Source organism: Elioraea tepida (assembly GCF_019203965.1).
Taxonomy (GTDB): domain Bacteria; phylum Pseudomonadota; class Alphaproteobacteria; order Acetobacterales; family Acetobacteraceae; genus Elioraea_A; species Elioraea_A tepida.
The window spans coordinates 2,995,593-3,012,055 of record NZ_CP076448.1; the positions used below are offsets into that span (position 1 = coordinate 2,995,593).

The window sequence follows — 16,463 nt, forward strand, 5'->3', positions numbered from 1 at the left end:
CATGGCGCGGCGGCCGCGCAGCGGGATTGCCACCCTTCGACCACGCCAGCGCACGCAAGCATTGTGCCATGCCTTGAACCGTCTGCCGCAGGGGCGGTTTGCGCCCCTGCCGCGACGGCCGAGCGCCCGGCCGGTGCGATTCGGCGTGAGAATGGCGCGGGCAGCGTGGAACCCACGCAGGCGCGACGCAGCGGGCTTAAGCCGGGACGGGCGGCCCCGCACGCGGTCGGGACGCGAAGCGGCCTGGAACCGGGAGAGCGCTGCCTCCGGCCGATGGACGGAGACGTGCTTGCGTCGGTGCGGGATGCGTGGCCTCGAGAGGGGAGCCCATGGCGGGCTCGCGCACGACGACGGCCGATGCGCCTGCCGCCTCAGGCCGGGCGCTGCCGCACCACCTCCGCCGCGACCCGGGCGCTGCCCCCGGCCCTGATGGGAGCGCTTGCACTGCCGTCCCGAGCTATGCTTCGCTTCCATTCGAAACATAGCACGCAGGCCGCCACTGACGTGCCGGGAGGAGGGTCACACATTATGATTCGCCTTCCCTTGGCGTGTGTTGCTCTGGCCGCGGCGGTCATCGTGGCGAGGGCGGATGCGGCACAGCCTGCGCAGCTCGTGCCCTATCGGGTGGTGGACGGCGCGATCCCCGAACCGCTGACGGAGACGCCAGGAGACCCGGAGCGTGGCCTCGCCCTCGTTCTGAACCGCTCCAAGGGCAACTGTGTCACCTGCCACAAAATGCCCGTCAAAGCCGATTTCCAGGGTGACCTGGGGCCGCCGCTCGAGGGTGTGGCGTCGCGGTGGAGCCCGGGCGAACTTCGGCTCAGGATTGTGGACAGCAAGCAGATCAACCCCGACAGCAACATGCCGTCCTATTCCGGTCTCGAAGGGCTCAACGCGGTGCGGCGTGACTGGGTCGGCAAGACCATGCTCACCGCGCAGGAGGTGGAGGATGTCCTCGCCTTCCTGCTCACCCTGAAGTGACTGACGGGATGAACAACTGACGGAGACTTCGATGCTTCACACTGGACACCCAACACGGCGCGGCGTGCTCGGGCTCGCGGCGGCAGGGGCGGCGATCGTGCTCGCTCCGGTTCCTGCCTCCGCCACCCTCTCCGCCGCAGCCCAGGCGGCTGTTGATCGGGTGCGGAACAACCGCACGCCTCAGGAGGGGCGGATCGTCCTGCGCGCGCCGCCGATCGCCGAGAACGGCAACACCGTGCCGATCACGATCTCGGTCGAGAGCCCGATGACGGCGGCCGACCATGTGACGCGGATCCACGTCTTCGCGGACAAGAACCCGACCCCTGATGTCGCGACCTTCCACCTCACCCCGGCCTGCGGCCGCGCGCAGGTGGACACGCGAATTCGGCTCAGCCAGACGCAGGACGTGATCGTTCTTGCCGAGATGAGCGACGGGTCGCTCTACATGACGCGCGCCGAGGTGAAGGTCACCATCGGCGGCTGCGGCGGCTGAAGCGAGACTCGAGCGAGAAGGAGGATACATCATGGCCGCACCGATCGGGCAGCCGCGGGTTCGTCTTCCGGCCCAGATCAGGGCCGGCGAGGTCATCGAGATCCGGACGCTGGTCTCGCACGTGATGGAGACAGGTCAGCGCCGCGACCAATCCGGCGCGGTGATCCCGCGCGACATCATCCGCCGCTTCGAGGCGAAGTTCGAGGGCCAGACCGTGTTCGCGATGGACCTTGCCCCGGCGATCTCCGCCAATCCCTACATCGCGTTCCAGTTCAAAGCAGAACGGCCGGGGCGGTTCGAGTTCACCTGGACCAACGACGCGGGCGAGTCGCGCAGCGTGACGCAGGAGCTGAAGCTCGCGTGAGGAGGGCTGCGTGATGCGTTCGGTGGCGCTGGTCGGTCTCGGGGTCGTGGCGGTCACTGCCGCAGTGGCTCTCGCCCAGGCGGAACCGCCGCCACCGCAACGCGCGATCCCCAATCCCGTGTCAGGCCGGGAATTCGCCACCCCCGAGACGCTTGCGATCCAGGACGACGACTTCCTCAACCCGGCCTTCCTCTGGGTCGAGGAGGGAGAGCAGGCCTGGAACAGCGTCGAAGGTACAGCGGGCAAGTCCTGCGCCTCCTGCCACAATGACGCCCGCGAGACGATGCGCGGCGTGCGCGCCCGCATGCCCGCCTATCACCCGCGCCTTGGGCGAGTCGTGACCCTCGAGCAGCAGGTGAACATCTGCCGCACCGAGCGGATGGGCGCTCCGGCCCTGCCGATTGACAGCCGGCCCTTAAACGCGATCACCACCTTCATCGCGCTGCAGTCGCGCGGCATGCCAGTGAACGTGGACATCTCCGGCCCGGCCCGACCGTTCTTCGACAAGGGCGAGGCGTTCTACAACACGCGGCGCGGCCAGCTCGACATGCGCTGCGGCTCCTGCCACGAGGACAACTACGGCCGCTACCTTCGCGCCGATCTCCTCAGCCAGGGCATGTCCAACGGCTTCCCGACCTACCGCCTCAAGGAGCAGCGTGTGATCAGCCCGCAGTTTCGGCTGAAGGGCTGCGTCAATGACGTGCGCGGCGAGGCCCCGCCGATGGGAGGCGAGGAGTTCACAACCTCGAATTCTACCTGGCATGGCGCGCCCAAGGCCTGCCGGTGGAAAGCCCCTCGGTTCGCCGCTGACGCGGCACAGGAGGGCAGCATGATCACCCGACGCGACCTGCTGGCCGCGACAGCGGCGCTCGCTGCTCTTCCCGCTCGCGCGCAACAGGCGCCGACCCAGGCCGATCTGTTGCGCTTCGAGCCGCTCGGGCAGGTGACGCTCCTGCACGTCGCCGATCTGCATGCGCAGCTCGCGCCGATGTTTTTCCGCGAGCCGGAGACGAATCTCGGCGTCGGTGACGCCCGTGGCGTGCTGCCGCATCTCACGGGGGACGCCTTCCTCCGCGCGTTCGACGTGCCGGCCGGGTCGGCGCTCGCGCATGCGCTCGTGCACACGGACTTCGCGGCGCTTGCCCGTCGCTTCGGCCCGATGGGCGGGGTGGACCGGATCGCGACGGTTGTGAAGGCGATCCGCGCAGAACGTCCCGGGCGCACGCTTCTGCTCGACGGCGGCGACACCTGGCAGGGCTCCTGGACCAGCCTGCAGACTCGCGGCGCCGACATGGTGGAGGTGCAAAAAGCGCTCGGCGTCGACGCCATGGTCGGGCATTGGGAGTTCACCCATGGCGCCGAGCGGGTGAAGGAGCTGGTCGACACCCTCGGCGTTCCGTTCCTTGGCAGCAACATCCAGGACACGGAGTGGAACGAAGACGTCTTCCCCCACACCGCGACCTTCGAGCGCGGGGGGGTGAAGATCGCCGTGATCGGCCAAGCCTTCCCCTACACGCCGATCGCCAATCCGCGCTGGATGTTCCCTGAGTGGTCCTTCGGCATCAAGGAGGAGAAGGTCGCCGAGCGCGTCGAGGCGGCGCGCGCGGCGGGGGCCGAGCTCGTCGTGCTGCTCTCCCACAACGGCTTTGATGTCGACCGCAAGCTCGCCGGCCGGGTGCCAGGGATCGACGTGATCCTGACGGCGCACACGCACGACGCGATGCCACGGCCGCTCAAGGTCGGCGACACGCTTCTCGTCGCCACCGGCGCCTGCGGGAAGTTCGTCTCCCGCCTCGATCTCGAGATCAGCGGCGGCCGGGTCGCGGGCTTCCGCTACGCCCTTATTCCCGTCTTCAGCAACGCGATCTCGCCCGACCCGGAGGTGGCGGCCCTGGTTGGGCGCCTGCGCGCTCCTTTCGCGGCCGATCTTGCGCGCGTTGTCGGCCGCACCGAGAGCCTCCTGTTCCGACGCGGCAACACCGCCGGTACCTGGGACGACGTGATCTGCGATGCCCTGCTCGCCGAACGGGATGCCGAGATCGCGCTCTCGCCCGGTTTCCGCTGGGGAACCTCGATCCTTCCCGGCTCGGAGATCACCGCCGAGGACGTCTGGGCGCAGACCGCCATCACCTACCCAAACGCCTACCGCATCACGATGCGCGGCGAGATGATCAAGACGATCCTCGAGGACGTCGCCGACAACCTGTTCAACCCGGACCCCTACTACCAGCAGGGCGGCGACATGGTTCGGACAGGCGGGCTCACCTTCGCGCTCGACGTCTCCGCACCCTCCGGCCGGCGCGTCTCCGACCTGCGGCTGAGACGCACCGGCCAGCCGATCGAGCCTGGGCGCGACTACGTCGTGGCCGGCTGGGCCTCGATCAACGAGGGCACGGAGGGGCCGCCGATCTGGGAGATCGTGTTCCGCCACCTTGCCCGCGGGCCGATCCGGGTGGAACCGCGGAACGACATTCGGCTCGCCGGCCTGTGAGCGGGAGATGGAGGTTGGCTACGCGGCGGCGTTAATCGGCGGCACGTTGTCCTTCCTCTCGCCCTGCGTCCTGCCGCTCATCATTCCCTATCTCGGCTTTCTCGGTGGCGTGACACTTCGCGCCACGCCGGCAGGGGCGGTCGCCGAGGTATCGCACCGCGGCCGGGTGCTGGCGGCGTCGGCCTTCTTCGTCCTCGGCTTCGCGACCGTGTTCACCGCTCTCGGCGCCACGGCCTCGGCGGTGTCGCAGCTCCTGCAGGATCATCTCGAGACGGCGGCGATCATCGCGGGCGCGGTGCTGATCGCCTTCGGGCTGCATGTCGCGGGCGTGCTGCGCCTCTCCTTCCTGCACTACGAGAAGCGGTTCCACACCCGCGAGCGACCCGTCTCGCCCTTCGGCGCTTACCTCGTCGGCCTCGCCTTCGCCTTCGGCTGGACGCCCTGTGTCGGGCCGGTGCTCGCCGGCATTCTGACGATCGCCGCCTCGCGCGGCAGCGCGCTCGAGGGCGGTTCGCTTCTGTTCGTGTACGCGATGGGAATCGGCGTGCCCTTCCTGCTCGCCGCCGCCTTCGTCACACCGTTCCTGCGGTTCGTGCAACGGTTCCGGAGACATTTCCGGGCCGTCGAGATCGCCTCCGGAGCCCTGCTCGTCGCCACCGGTGTGCTCGTGATGACCGGCAGTTTCCAGGCGATCGGCATCTGGATGCTCGAGCGCTGGCCGGAGCTCGGCCGCTTCGGATGAGGCGCCTAGCCGCGAATCCGGCGTTGCCGCCAGGCGCGGAACTCTGTTCCGTCGGCGTAGCCGCGCTCGTGCACGAAGCGGAACAGGTCGAGGAACTCGGGCTTCGGCATCAGCCCGTGCATGCGCGCGACCTCGATCTCGCGGCCGGGGCGGGGCGGCGCCTGTTCCGGGAAGAACACGATCGTCGGGGTGTAGGTGACGCGCCAGCGCCGTGCGAGCGCGCGTTCCTCCATCTTCTGCCCGTCGAAATCCGTCACCTCACGCGACCCGTGCAGGTCGAGCTGGACCATTCGGAAACGGGGGCGGATGAACCCCTCGATCTCCGGCTGGGCGAGGTGGTCGGTGTGCATCTCGCGGCAGTAGGGGCAGCCCCGCTTGTCGAACACGACGGCGAAACGCTGCCCGGCGGCGGTCGCTTCCGCCAGGTCCTCGCGCAGGTCGAGGAAGCCTTCGTGGAACCAGTCCTGCGTGAAGCCGGTCTCGGTCGGCACGGGTGCCGCGGTTGCGGCAGCGGGCGAGAGAGCGAGCGCGGCGAGGAGCGAACGACGCGGCAGGGTCGGCATGTGCGTGGCCTCTGGTTCACTCACGCATCATCTGCGTCTTCCGCAAGGTCGCGTCAATGCGCCTGAGGCCTTTGCTCGATTCCGCCACGATTTTCCTCTCGAGCGCCCTTGGCCTCACGGTCGAGATCATCGCTGGGCGGCTGCTCGCCCCCTATGTGGGCATGTCCGTCTACTCCTGGACGGCAGTGATCGCCGTCGTGCTCGGAGGCTTCTCGATCGGCCATTGGTGGGGCGGGCGGCTCGCGGGGCCTGACTGCGACCGCCGCCGCGGCCATCTCCGCCTCGCCGCCCTGCTCGGCGGGTGTGCAGTGACCGCCCTGCTCGCCGTACCGGTGTTGCGCCTCGTCGCACCTGTCCTGGACGCACCAGGGGTGAGCCCGCTTCTCGCCATGATGGGCTTCGCGGTTGCCGGGTTTCTCGCGCCCTCGCTCTTCGTCGGCGCGGTCTCGCCGATCGTGACCAAGCTCGCGGTGGAGGAGGCTGCGCCGGGGCAGATGGGGCGCGTTCTCGGCCGCCTCTTCGCGCTCTCGGCGCTCGGTGCCATCGGCGGCACGCTCGCCGCCGGGTTCCTGCTGCTTGCCTGGATCGGCTCTTCGAGCGCGATGCTCGCCTGTGCGGGGCTCTACGGGCTGCTTGCCGCCGCCAATCTCGCCCCGGCCTCGGGCGTGCGGCCTGCCGCGGCGGCAGCCGCGCTCGCCCTCGTCGCCTCGGCGGCTGCGTCGCTCCTGCCCGTCCATGCACGCGCCTGCGATGCCGAGAGCGCCTATGCCTGCCTGCGCGTGGTCGATGTGTCGACGCTCGTTGGGCAGCCGGCGCGGCTGCTCGTGCTCGATCACCTTGCCCATGGGGTGAATGTGCGCGACGACCCGCTCCTGCTCGTGCAGCCTTATCTGCATCTCGCCGATGAGCTGATGCGCCGGCGCGGCCTTGGCGCGGCGCCGCGTGCCTTCTTCGCCGGCGGCGGAGCCTTCACCCTGCCGCGCGCCTGGGCGGCCGAGTTTCCCGAGGCGCAGCTTGTGGTCGCCGAGATCGACCCGACCGTTGTCGAGTTGGCCCGCGAGGCGTTCTGGCTTGTCGAGAGCCGGGCGCTCACGGTGCTGGCGCGTGATGCGCGCCCGGCCCTGCAGGCTCTGCCGTCGGAACCCTCGTTCGACCTCATCTTCGCCGATGCCTTCCAGGACCTGGCGATGCCCGTCCATCTCGCGACGCGGGAATGGCACCAGGCGGTGCGCGCACGCCTCGCGCCCAGCGGGGCCTATCTCGTGAACGTGATGGAGGACCGGCGCGACCCACGCTTCCTGCTCGCGCTCGTGCGCACCCTCGCGCTCGACTTCCCGCATGTGGAGGTGTGGGTTGAGGCGGCGGAACAGCCACCCGGGCGGCGCATCACCTATCTCGTTCTTGCCTCGGATCGGCCGACGGAGGTTGCGCGGATCACTGCCACACGCGGGCCGGAGCGCGTCTGGGCGAGGCTGCCCTCCGGCTTTGTGATGGCGCGCGCCGAAGCCGCGCGCGTGCCGGTTCTGACCGACGACTTTGCGCCGGTGGACCGATTGATGTCACACCTCATCCTCTCCCCAGAGGCAAGCGGACGATGACGAGACGCGATGCCCTGCTTATGGCGCTCCTGCTTCCCACCAAAGCCGTGGCGCAGCGGCGCGAGACGCCGCTCGCCGAACCGACGCCGATGCTGGACCGCCCGAGGCGGATCATCATCTCCCTGGCCGAGGGCGACCCTGCCCGGGCGAACGCGGTGTTCAGCAACATCATCAACATCCAGGCCTTCTACGGCCAGGATTTCGTCGAGATCATGCTGGTCGCCTACGGCCCCGGCGTGCGGCATCTCATCGCTGCCGAGAGCCAAGTGGCGGAGCGCGTGGAATCGTTGCAGGCCTACGACATTGCCTTCGTCGCCTGCGGTGCCACGCTTGACTCGCTCGGGCTCGGACCGGAGGCGCTCCTCCCCGGTGTCGCGGTGGTTCAGAACGGCCTGCCGGAGATCGTCGAGCGGACGCTGATGGGCTGGGTCCATCTGCGTCCCTGAGGCCCTCACATCGAGAGCCGGTCCTCGACGGCGGCGATGCCTGCGCGGGCGCAGGCGTCGTCCTCGGTGCCCCCCGGCGCGCCCGAGACGCCGACCCCGCCAACGATCAGCCCGCCAGCCTCCACAGGCACCCCGCCGCCCAGGAACACGAACCCCAAGAGGTGGCGTATGCCGCTGCTCGGCTGCCCCGGCTGCGTCAGCGCGGCGAGCTCTTCGGTCGCGGTGCGGAAGGACACGGCGGCACGCACCTTGCCGATCGCGCTCTCCGGCGTGTGCGGGCCGGCGAGCGAATCGCGAAGCAGCACCTGCGGCACGCCGAAGCGATCCACCACCGCCACTGCCACCTGGAAGCCACGCGCGCGACAGGCCTCGAGCGCCGAACGCGCGAGATCGAGCGCGAGCGCGGGAGACATGATCCGCAGCGGGATGAAATCCTCAGCACGCGGCGCCCCGGGCGCGAGCGTGGTGGCGACGAGCGCGGCGATCGCGATCCGTGCAGTGTTCATGGCCCTCCCTTCGTGCGTTCCTCCGGCAGCCTAGCGAGTAGCGCCTCCGCCTGCTGCCAGAATGACCAGTCGCCCTGATACCCGATGATGCGGCCGATCTCGCGCCCCCCGTCCACCAGCACGAAGGTCGGCGTGAAGCGCCAGTTCTTGAGGAAGGCGAGATCGTCCGGAAGCCCCTGCGCGATGTCGACGCGTCGGAGCGGCGCCCGCCGGCCGAGATCGGAGCGGTTCCACGATGCCTCCCCGACCTCGCGCAGCCAGCGGCGGCACCAGGGGCAGTCATGCCGCTCGAGCAGCACGAGCCGCGCGTCGGCGGCGCTCGCCTTTCCAGGCAGAGCGAGGATCGCGGCGGCAAGAGCGAGAACCTTGCGCCGTGCGGGCGAGGTTCGGCTCCATCGCTGACGCTGCGGTCGACTCACCGCGTTTCGCCCGCCTGAGAGACCCCTTTACGCAGTCTTCCGCAGCCTACTACTCTTCGGTTCGTCGAAGGGAGGCACTGCGGAAATCGCGGGCTAAAGGGGAGGAAAGATGCGTTCTTGCACCATCGCGATGGTTTTGTTGCTGGCCGGGAGTCCAGCGATCGCAGAGACGGCCGATGGCGCGCTGCTTGCCGGCGCGTGCCAGGGCTGCCACGGCGTGAGCGGCGAGGGGGGACACGGGATCCCGAGCATCCGTCAGATGCATGACCGGCAGCAGTTTGTGGCGTTGATGCGCGCGTTCCGGGCGAACGAGCGGCCGAACACCGTGATGGGCCGGATCTCCCGCGGCTACACCGACGCCGAGATCGCAGCGCTCGCGGCGCATTTCGCAAAGCCCCAGTGAGAGGAGGAAGGGAGATGCCCATCTCGCGTCGCCGCCTCATCGCCGCCGCTCCGCTCGCCGCCGGGCTGGCCGTCGCGCCGTCCGTCGTGCGCGCCCAGGCTCCCGGCCGCGTCGTCATCATCGGCGGCGGCTTCGGCGGGGCTTCGGCCGCACGTTTCGCGCGCGACCGCTTCCCGCACCTCGACGTGACGCTGATCGAACAAAGCCGAAGCTTCACCACCTGCCCCTACGGCAACCTGGTGCTCGCCGGGCGGCGGGACATCGGCAGCATCACCTTCGGCTACGAGCGCCTCGCCGCGCGCGGCGTCCGCCTCGTTCACCAGCGCGCCGTGGCGATCGATCCGCAGCGCAAGCAGGTTCGCCTCGCCGATGGCGTGGACGTTCCCTATGACCGGCTGGTGGTCTCCCCCGGAATCGACCTGCGCTGGGGCGCGATCGAGGGCTACGACGAGGCGGCCTCGGCGCGCATGCCGCATTGCTGGGTGCCCGGGCTACAGCCGGTGACCGCTCTGGCGGAGCAGCTCCGTGCCATGCCCCAGGGCGGCACCTTCGTGATGGCGATCCCCGACAACCCGTTCCGGTGCCCGCCCGGGCCCTATGAGCGGATCAGTATGGTCGCCGAGTATCTCAAGCGGCACAACCCGCGCGCCAAGATCATCGCGCTCGACGCCAAGAACGGCTTCTCCAAGCAGCCTTTGTTCCAGGACGCCTGGGCGGAGCTCTACCCCGGCATGATCGAGTGGCGCGGCGCTTCCAATGACGGGCGCGTCATGGCGGTCAATCCGGCGACGATGGAATGCGTCACCGAGTTCGGCGACCGCGTGAAGGGCGACGTGGTGAACGTCATCCCGCCGCAGATGGCTGCGCGGATCGCCCGCGATGCCGGGCTTGCGGCCCAGTCCGGCTGGTGCCCAATCAAGCCCGCGACCTTCGAGAGCGCGCAAGTGCCGGACATTTGGGTGCTCGGGGATGCCTCGATCGCCGCGCCGATGCCGAAATCAGGCTTCGCCGCGAACACCCAAGCGAAGCACGCCATCGCCTGCATCGCTGCGTCGCTCGCCGGTCAGGCACCGCCGCCGGCGGTGTATTTCAACACCTGCTACAGCCATGTCGGCGAGGACTACGGCATCTCCATCGTCGGCGTGTACCGCGGCGGCACGCAGCTGACCGAGGTCGAGGGCTCGGGCGGGATCAGCCCGCGCAACAGCGCGCTTGAGGGCGAGCGCCGCGCCGAGCACCGTCGGCTCGAGGCGCTCTACGCCGACGGCTGGTATGACGCCATCACCGGCGAAATGTTCGGCTGACCGAGGGGTGACCATGACGAACACACCCACCATCGGGTCGACATCTCGGCGAGGGCTTTTGCGTGCCGTGGCCGGGGCAGGCGCGGCCGCAGGGCTTCCGGGCGCCGCCGCGCATGCATCGGGAAATGCCGAGAACCAGCCGCCGAACCTGCCGGAATGGAGCCGCACACTCGGCCCCGGCGTGATCGAGGAACCCTATGGCAGCCGTTCCCGACACGAAACGGCGGTGCGCCGCTACGTTCCCTGGCTCACGCCCGATCGAATCTCGTCGGTGTCCTTCACACCACTTGCCGAGATGCACGGCATCATCACGCCTTCGGGGCTGCATTTTGAGCGGCATCATGGCGGCGTGCCGGACATCGACCCCGCGGACTACCGTTTGATGATCCACGGCATGGTCGAGCGCCCGCTGATCTTCACGCTTGAGGATCTGCGACGCCTGCCCTCCGTGTCGCGGATCCATTTCATCGAATGCCCGGCCAACGGCGGCATGGAGTGGCGCGGAGCGCAGATGTCGGGCGTTCAGTACACCCACGGCATGCTCTCCTGCTCGGAATGGACCGGCGTGCTGCTGCGCGTTCTGCTCGCACAAACGGGCCTTCGCCCTGGCGCCTCATGGCTTCTCTGCGAAGGGTCGGATGCGTCGCATCTCGCCCGCTCGGTTCCGCTCGCCAAGGCGCTCGACGACGCGATCGTCGCCTACGGACAGAACGGCGAGGCGGTGCGGCCGCAGCAGGGCTACCCGGTTCGGCTCGTCCTGCCCGGCTACGAAGGGAACATGTGGGTGAAGTGGCTTCGCCGCATTGAGGTGGGTGACCGGCCCTGGTTCACGCGCTGGGAGACCCGCACCTACACCGACCTGATGCCGAACGGCCTCTCGCGGCAGTTCACCTTCGTGAACGAGGTCAACAGCGTCATCACCTACCCTTGCCCGGAGAAGCCCCTGCGCGGCAAGCCCGGCTTCGTCGAGATCAGCGGGCTCGCCTGGTCTGGCGCTGGCCGGATCGTGCGTGTGGACGTCTCCGTCGACGGCGGCGACACCTGGCGGACCGCCGAGCTGCAGGAGCCGGTGCTAACGAAGGCGCTCACGCGCTTCCGAATCCCTTGGGAATGGCGCGAGGGGCAGGTGGCGTATTTGCAATCGCGCGCGATCGACGAGACGGGGCGCGTGCAGCCCACCATTGCCGCGCTTCGGAAGGTGCGCGGCGTCGAGAGCATCTATCACAAGAACAGCATCCACACCTGGCTGGTCGAACGCGACGGGACGGTGGTGAATGTCCAGATCGATGCGTAAGGGTGCGCTGGCGGGTCTGCCGCTGCTCGCGCTTGCTGGCTTTGCGGTCGCCCAGCAGGCGCCGGCGCCGCGTGACGTGAGCGCCCTCTATCGCCCGTTCGAGGCGCCGCCGGGCGAGCGCACGCGCGGCGACGTGCCCTGGCCTGCGCCGGGCAACGTCTCGCTTCCGGAACCGATTCCGGGCATCGGCCGCCCCGCCACCAGCGCGGAGATCGCCGGCTGGGACATCGCGATCCGCCCTGATGGGGCCAACCTGCCTTCCGGCCGCGGCACGGTGCAGGAAGGCGAGGAGCTCTACCTCCAGCACTGCGCCTCCTGCCACGGCGACTTCGGCGAAGGGATCGACCGCTGGCCCGCACTGATGGGCGGACGCGGCAGCCTCACGACCGATACCCCGCGTCGCACCGTCGGATCGTTCTGGCAGCACGCGCCGATGGTGTTCGACTACATCCGACGCGCGATGCCCTATACGGCACCGCAGAGCCTCACGAACGACGAGTACTACGCGCTTACGGCCTATGTTCTGTACCTGAACGAGCTGATCGCCGAGGATGCGGTGATGGACCGTGAAAGCCTGCCGCGCGTCGAGATGCCGAATCGTGACGGGTTCGTGCTCGAGGAGCGGCCGGACACGGAGAATGTCGCCTGCATGCAGAACTGCCGGCAGGGTCGTCCAGTGACCGTGACCATGGACAGCCGCCAGTTCGTCCAGCCCGGCTCGGGGAGTGGCACGTCGGAACCGTAATGGCATTTGGCGCAGCCAGTACCGGGCAGAAGGGGGGAGAAGGAAACGATAAGGAAACGGGTTGGACGGAGGGGCATGACGGTCGCCGCGGCCGCAGCGGTCGCCGTTCCCGCAGGAGCGAGCGGTCAAGGGGCGCCGACGGCGAAGATCGTCTACCAACCTGAACCGGCCGGGTGGAGAGGAGTTCTCCCACTATCGGCAGATGCTGACCAACGTCTCGAACCATCTCACCGTTCTCACGCCAGGACGGTTCGACCTGCGCATCGTGATGCATGGGCCTGGGGTGAACCTGCTTCGCTTCGGCGCGCGAAACGATCCGCAGATCGCCGCCACGATCGACGAGCTGAAGCTCGCTGGCGTGCGCTTCGAGATCTGCCGAATCACGCTGACGCGCGGCAACATTCCGCTCTCGCAGCTCTATGACGCAAGCGAGGAGGATATCGTCCCAAGCGGCGTTGGGCGGCTCGGCGAGCTGCAGATGCAGGGATACGCCTACATAAAGATCTAGGGCGAAGGAGGCCGACCGGAGGCGAGCGCCGCATGCTGGCAAATCGACGCGGCGGGCTCCAAGCATTTTCCTGCCGCGGACCCCGCCAGACTGGGTAGGCTACGATCCCGATCGGGCGTCTGAACCGCGAGATCAAGCGTCGTACCGAGGTCGTCGGTATCTCTCCCAACGAGGCCACCTTCGTGCGGCCCGTTGGTGGCAAGCTTCTCGAGCAGTGCGACGCGTGGGCCACCAAGCGCTCACGCGACATAACCCCTGAGGCCATCAGCACCGTGAGTGAAGCTGCCGCCGCCAGGCTTCTCAGCCGTGCCGGGCTGGGCTGGCGGCCCAGCTCCCCGACGATCATCGCGCCCTGAACCACAAGATCGGGCACGACCAAGGCGTTCTACGCCCGGGCCGCTTGGACAGAGACCGCGCGCAGGACGGGGACGCACACGCCGCCGCCGCCGAACGGCAAACCGTCTGGGGTTCCCAAGTCATGGGGCTGCAGGACGAGGCAGACTGCGGATCAGCCCGCGGTTCGCCGCCTAAGCGCCCGGCCCTTGCCTCCGACCCGTTGGCCCGCGGTCAGGAGGGTGCAGCGGCGCGGGCACCGAAGCGACAGCGGCTGTCTGGAGGAGCGGGGGACGCCTCCTCTCGCGCCATCAGCACCCGTCGCGCAGCGCGCGCCCCCTCCGTCGCGTTGCCTCGCCGCGGCGTCATGCTCCCTCTCGGGCTTCAGAGTGGCGAAGCGGGCCTCGACACGCGGCGGATGACGGTGCAGAGAGGTCACTGTGTTCGCATGGGATCTCGACAGCCGCACAGAGAGGAATGCCGCGCGCGACGCGCTTGCCGTCGGCCTTCGCGGTGGCCTCGCCTGGATGGTGGAGCGCACGATCGCCGAAGGCAGGGCAGGCTTCGGCATGCGTGCATCAAGCCGCGCTTGCGAATTGACGGTCACCTTCGCCCGCGATGAGCCGCGAAGGGCCACGGAGGACGACAGGAGAGGGAGAGAACAGGATGACCATCCACTTCGTCGTGCATGACGAGCACGACTCGGTCGGGGTCGTGGTGGTGGAAGGGGTGAAGGCCGGCCAGGAACTGACCGGCTGGATCATGGATCAGGACCGGATGATCACCTTCTCCGCCAAGAACGACATCCCGATCGGCCACAAGCTCGCCATCCGCGACATCGCCGCCGGAGACACCATCATCAAGTACGGCGTCGACATCGGCCGCGCCATCGCGCCCATCGCCGCCGGCGAGCATCTGCACGTCCACAACGTCAAGACCAAGCGCTGGTGAGGAGGGCGCGACGATGGGCATGGACCTCGGCAATCTGACCTTCGAGGGGTATCGGCGCGAGAACGGGCGGATGGGGGTGCGAAACCACGTCATCATCCTCCCGGTCGACGACCTCTCCAACGCCGCCTGCGAGGCGGTGGCGCGCAACATCCAGGGGGCGATGGCGATCCCCCATGCCTATGGCCGGCTCCAGTTCGGGGCCGATCTCGATCTTCACTTCCGCACGCTTATCGGGGTCGGCTCGAACCCGAATGTCGCGGGCGTGGTTGTGATCGGCATCGAGCCCGGCTGGACAGGGCGGGTCGTCGACGGCATCGCGAAGTCCGGCAAGCCGGTCGAGGGCTTCTGGATCGAACAGCACGGCGACATCGCGACCATCGCCAACGCCTCCCGTGCCGCCTATCGCCTGGTCAAGCACGCCTCGACGCTTCGGCGCACGACGGCGCCCTTGCGCGAGCTCTGGGTCTCGACCAAGTGCGGCGAGAGCGACACGACCTCGGGCCTCGCCTCCTGCCCGACCGTCGGCAACGCCTTCGACAAGCTCTGGGAAAACGGCAATACGCTCGTGTTCGGCGAGACCTCGGAGCTGACGGGGGGCGAACATCTCGTCAAGGCGCGCTGCCGCACGCCCGAGATCGCCGCCCGGTTCCAGGCGATGTTCGACCGCTACCAGGCCGTGATCGAAGCGCACAAGACCTCGGACCTGTCCGAGAGCCAGCCGACCAAGGGCAACATCGAGGGCGGGCTCACCACCATCGAGGAGAAGGCGCTCGGCAACATCCAGAAGATCGGCAGGAAGTGCCTCGTCGACGGCGTGCTCGACAAGGCCGAGACGCCTTCCCACCCGGGCCTGTGGTTCATGGACAGCTCCTCGGCTGCCGCCGAGATGGTCACGCTCTGCGCCGCCGCGGGCTATGCCGTGCACACCTTCCCCACCGGCCAGGGGAACGTGATCGGCAACCCGATCCTGCCCGTGATCAAGATCACGGCCAATCCGCGCACGATGCGCACGATGCCGGAACATATCGATCTCGATGTCACCGGCATCCTGCAGAAGCAGATGACGATCGACGAGGCAGGCGAGAAGCTGCTCGACTGCATCCTCCGCACCGCCAATGGCGAGCTGACGGCGGCCGAGATCCTCGGCCACCGCGAGTTCTCGCTCACAAGGCTCTACGAGAGCGCGTGAAGGCCCCGGGGGCGTGGCTCCGGGGTCGCGCCGCGCCCCCTCGCTCGCGGACAGCGCGCCTCTCGCTGATGCCTTCGACGTTCGGCAAGGATCTTGTTGCACGGTTTGCGGCTGCGCGGCCGCTCTTCCCCGGCCTCGCCTTCAGCGCCGTCATCGCCATGGCGGCTGCCTTCGTCGCCGCGGCGCATGGCGGCCCCGTCATGCTGTTCGCGCTTCTGTTAGGCATGGCGTTCAACCACCTCGCCGCGGAGCGCGGGCTCGCGCTAGGCCTCGCCTTCGCCTCCCGCTCCGTGCTCAGGCTCGGTGTCGCCCTTCTCGGCGCCAGGATCACGGCGTCGCAGATCGTCGCGCTCGGTCCGGGCACGCTCGCGGGCGTCGCTGCCGCTGTTCTGCTCACCATCGGGTTCGGCATCCTCGTCGCCCGCGTCTTCGGCCTCGGGGCGCGATTCGGCACGCTGACTGCAGGAGCGGTCGCGATCTGCGGCGCCTCGGCGGCGGCGGCAATCGCCGCGGTTCTTCCCCGACGCCCAGGGCATGAGCGCGACACGGCCTTCACCATCCTCGGCGTCACCACGCTCTCGACCGTGGCGATGGTCGCCTATCCGCTGCTCGCGCGGGGCCTCGGGCTCGACGACACGGAAGCGGGCGTGTTCCTCGGCGCGACGATCCATGACGTCGCCCAGGTCGTCGGCGCCGGCTTCAGCATCTCCGCGGAAGCCGGCAAGGCAGCGACCATCGTCAAGCTCCTGCGCGTCGCGATGCTCGTGCCGGTCGTTCTCGCGATTGCGCTCGTGGTGCGGCGGAGTGCACCCGGAGATGCGAGCGAGGGCCAGGCACGCCCGCCCCTTCTGCCAGGGTTCCTGGTCGGCTTCCTCGCCATTGTCGGGCTCAACAGCCTCGGCCTCGTTCCCCCCCCGGTCCAGGACGCACTCGGCGACGCGTCGCGATGGTGCATCGTCACCTCGATCGCGGCGCTCGGGGTGAAGACGTCGCTGAAGTCGCTCGCCGAGGTTGGCCGACGCGCCGTGCTCCTGATGGTCGCCGAGACAGGCTTCATCGGCGCGGCCGGCCTCCTGCTCGTGCACGTGTCCTGAAACGGCACGCCCGGTTCGCGCACGGCAGGCAGGCCGCGC

The 16,463-nt window shown here is 68.9% G+C and carries 18 protein-coding genes and 1 pseudogene; 16 read left to right on the forward strand and 3 right to left on the reverse strand.

Annotated elements, in window-relative coordinates; genetic code table 11:
• The first annotated feature begins 576 nt into the window (after window positions 1-576).
• From soxX to KO353_RS14380, 5 genes are read left to right on the forward strand one after another with little or no spacing between them, the layout of a single operon-like run.
• The gene (gene soxX / locus KO353_RS14360; RefSeq protein ID WP_218285465.1) at window positions 577-981 is read left to right on the forward strand and encodes a sulfur oxidation c-type cytochrome SoxX; all 405 of its coding nucleotides are present in this window, start codon (window positions 577-579) and stop codon (window positions 979-981) included.
• 31 nt (window positions 982-1,012) lie between these two features.
• Window positions 1,013-1,474 carry a thiosulfate oxidation carrier protein SoxY gene (soxY, locus tag KO353_RS14365; protein ID WP_218285466.1) on the forward strand — a complete coding sequence of 154 codons (462 nt, stop codon included), beginning with the start codon at window positions 1,013-1,015 and terminating at the stop codon, window positions 1,472-1,474.
• A gap of 31 nt (window positions 1,475-1,505) precedes the next feature.
• Entirely contained in the window at window positions 1,506-1,838 is a 333-nt protein-coding gene (soxZ, locus tag KO353_RS14370; RefSeq protein ID WP_218285467.1) for a thiosulfate oxidation carrier complex protein SoxZ, read from the forward strand.
• Window positions 1,839-1,851: 13 nt separating this feature from the next.
• Window positions 1,852-4,329, forward strand: coding sequence for a thiosulfohydrolase SoxB (soxB, locus tag KO353_RS14375; protein ID WP_218285468.1), 2,478 nt, complete (start codon window positions 1,852-1,854; stop codon window positions 4,327-4,329).
• Between the two features lie 7 nt (window positions 4,330-4,336).
• Entirely contained in the window at window positions 4,337-5,071 is a 735-nt protein-coding gene (locus KO353_RS14380) for a cytochrome c biogenesis CcdA family protein (protein ID WP_218285469.1), read from the forward strand.
• A 5-nt stretch (window positions 5,072-5,076) separates the two neighbouring features.
• Here KO353_RS14380 and KO353_RS14385 read toward each other — a convergent pair whose 3' ends face one another.
• Entirely contained in the window at window positions 5,077-5,658 is a 582-nt protein-coding gene (locus KO353_RS14385) for a thioredoxin family protein (RefSeq protein WP_218285470.1), read from the reverse strand.
• 32 nt (window positions 5,659-5,690) lie between these two features.
• Here KO353_RS14385 and KO353_RS14390 point away from each other — a divergent pair, with 32 nt between their 5' ends.
• Together KO353_RS14390 and KO353_RS14395 are read left to right on the forward strand one after the other, a co-directional pair.
• Window positions 5,691-7,232: a fused MFS/spermidine synthase gene (locus tag KO353_RS14390; RefSeq protein WP_218285471.1), complete on the forward strand. Its 1,542-nt coding sequence runs from the start codon at window positions 5,691-5,693 to the stop codon at window positions 7,230-7,232.
• Window positions 7,229-7,678: a DsrE family protein gene (locus tag KO353_RS14395; protein ID WP_218285472.1), complete on the forward strand. Its 450-nt coding sequence runs from the start codon at window positions 7,229-7,231 to the stop codon at window positions 7,676-7,678. The genes KO353_RS14390 and KO353_RS14395 overlap by 4 nt, the downstream gene beginning before the upstream one ends.
• Window positions 7,679-7,683: 5 nt before the next feature.
• Here the strand turns inward: KO353_RS14395 and KO353_RS14400 are convergent, their stop codons facing one another.
• Together KO353_RS14400 and KO353_RS14405 are read right to left on the reverse strand one after the other, a co-directional pair.
• On the reverse strand, window positions 7,684-8,184 hold the full coding sequence (locus KO353_RS14400; RefSeq protein ID WP_218285473.1) for a GlcG/HbpS family heme-binding protein: 501 nt from the start codon (window positions 8,182-8,184) through the stop codon (window positions 7,684-7,686).
• Window positions 8,181-8,603 (reverse strand): thioredoxin domain-containing protein, encoded by a 423-nt coding sequence (locus KO353_RS14405; RefSeq protein ID WP_235691899.1) that lies wholly within the window; start codon window positions 8,601-8,603, stop codon window positions 8,181-8,183. Before KO353_RS14405 ends, KO353_RS14400 begins: the two co-directional genes overlap by 4 nt.
• A 130-nt stretch (window positions 8,604-8,733) precedes the next feature.
• Here KO353_RS14405 and KO353_RS16915 point away from each other — a divergent pair, with 130 nt between their 5' ends.
• The 9 genes and pseudogenes from KO353_RS16915 to KO353_RS14450 all read left to right on the forward strand — a co-directional run bounded on the left by KO353_RS16915 (window position 8,734) and on the right by KO353_RS14450 (window position 16,424).
• Window positions 8,734-9,006, forward strand: a complete 273-nt coding sequence (locus tag KO353_RS16915) for a c-type cytochrome (protein ID WP_328774532.1) — start codon at window positions 8,734-8,736, stop codon at window positions 9,004-9,006.
• A 14-nt stretch (window positions 9,007-9,020) separates the two neighbouring features.
• A complete protein-coding gene (locus tag KO353_RS14415) occupies window positions 9,021-10,310 on the forward strand; it encodes an NAD(P)/FAD-dependent oxidoreductase (RefSeq protein WP_218285475.1) in 1,290 nt (429 codons plus the stop codon).
• Between the two features lie 13 nt (window positions 10,311-10,323).
• A complete protein-coding gene (soxC, locus tag KO353_RS14420; RefSeq protein WP_218285476.1) occupies window positions 10,324-11,604 on the forward strand; it encodes a sulfite dehydrogenase in 1,281 nt (426 codons plus the stop codon).
• Window positions 11,597-12,349, forward strand: coding sequence for a c-type cytochrome (locus KO353_RS14425; RefSeq protein ID WP_218285477.1), 753 nt, complete (start codon window positions 11,597-11,599; stop codon window positions 12,347-12,349). Before soxC ends, KO353_RS14425 begins: the two co-directional genes overlap by 8 nt.
• 202 nt (window positions 12,350-12,551) lie before the next feature.
• Window positions 12,552-12,857: a DsrE family protein gene (locus tag KO353_RS14430; protein WP_218285478.1), complete on the forward strand. Its 306-nt coding sequence runs from the start codon at window positions 12,552-12,554 to the stop codon at window positions 12,855-12,857.
• A gap of 107 nt (window positions 12,858-12,964) precedes the next feature.
• A pseudogene (locus tag KO353_RS16555) lies at window positions 12,965-13,096 on the forward strand (transposase); the annotation flags it as partial.
• A 760-nt stretch (window positions 13,097-13,856) separates the two neighbouring features.
• Window positions 13,857-14,141, forward strand: coding sequence for a UxaA family hydrolase (locus KO353_RS14440; RefSeq protein ID WP_218285479.1), 285 nt, complete (start codon window positions 13,857-13,859; stop codon window positions 14,139-14,141).
• 13 nt (window positions 14,142-14,154) lie between these two features.
• A complete protein-coding gene (locus tag KO353_RS14445; protein ID WP_328774478.1) occupies window positions 14,155-15,330 on the forward strand; it encodes a UxaA family hydrolase in 1,176 nt (391 codons plus the stop codon).
• Window positions 15,331-15,398: 68 nt separating this feature from the next.
• Window positions 15,399-16,424, forward strand: a complete 1,026-nt coding sequence (locus KO353_RS14450) for a YeiH family protein (protein ID WP_218285480.1) — start codon at window positions 15,399-15,401, stop codon at window positions 16,422-16,424.
• Window positions 16,425-16,463 lie beyond the last annotated feature (39 nt).

Bases quoted from the DNA above. Each gene is read 5' to 3' on its own strand.
- soxY (WP_218285466.1), top strand. From the start codon at position 1,013: ATGCTTCACACTGGACACCCAACACGGCGCGGCGTGCTCGGGCTCGCG.
- soxZ (WP_218285467.1), top strand. From the start codon at position 1,506: ATGGCCGCACCGATCGGGCAGCCGCGGGTTCGTCTTCCGGCCCAGATC.
- soxB (WP_218285468.1), top strand. From the start codon at position 1,852: ATGCGTTCGGTGGCGCTGGTCGGTCTCGGGGTCGTGGCGGTCACTGCC.
- KO353_RS14380 (WP_218285469.1), top strand. From the start codon at position 4,337: ATGGAGGTTGGCTACGCGGCGGCGTTAATCGGCGGCACGTTGTCCTTC.
- KO353_RS14390 (WP_218285471.1), top strand. From the start codon at position 5,691: ATGCGCCTGAGGCCTTTGCTCGATTCCGCCACGATTTTCCTCTCGAGC.
- KO353_RS14395 (WP_218285472.1), top strand. From the start codon at position 7,229: ATGACGAGACGCGATGCCCTGCTTATGGCGCTCCTGCTTCCCACCAAA.
- KO353_RS14400 (WP_218285473.1), bottom strand. From the start codon at position 8,184: ATGAACACTGCACGGATCGCGATCGCCGCGCTCGTCGCCACCACGCTC.
- KO353_RS16915 (WP_328774532.1), top strand. From the start codon at position 8,734: ATGGTTTTGTTGCTGGCCGGGAGTCCAGCGATCGCAGAGACGGCCGAT.
- KO353_RS14415 (WP_218285475.1), top strand. From the start codon at position 9,021: ATGCCCATCTCGCGTCGCCGCCTCATCGCCGCCGCTCCGCTCGCCGCC.
- soxC (WP_218285476.1), top strand. From the start codon at position 10,324: ATGACGAACACACCCACCATCGGGTCGACATCTCGGCGAGGGCTTTTG.
- KO353_RS14425 (WP_218285477.1), top strand. From the start codon at position 11,597: ATGCGTAAGGGTGCGCTGGCGGGTCTGCCGCTGCTCGCGCTTGCTGGC.
- KO353_RS14430 (WP_218285478.1), top strand. From the start codon at position 12,552: ATGCTGACCAACGTCTCGAACCATCTCACCGTTCTCACGCCAGGACGG.
- KO353_RS14440 (WP_218285479.1), top strand. From the start codon at position 13,857: ATGACCATCCACTTCGTCGTGCATGACGAGCACGACTCGGTCGGGGTC.
- KO353_RS14445 (WP_328774478.1), top strand. From the start codon at position 14,155: ATGGGCATGGACCTCGGCAATCTGACCTTCGAGGGGTATCGGCGCGAG.
- KO353_RS14450 (WP_218285480.1), top strand. From the start codon at position 15,399: ATGCCTTCGACGTTCGGCAAGGATCTTGTTGCACGGTTTGCGGCTGCG.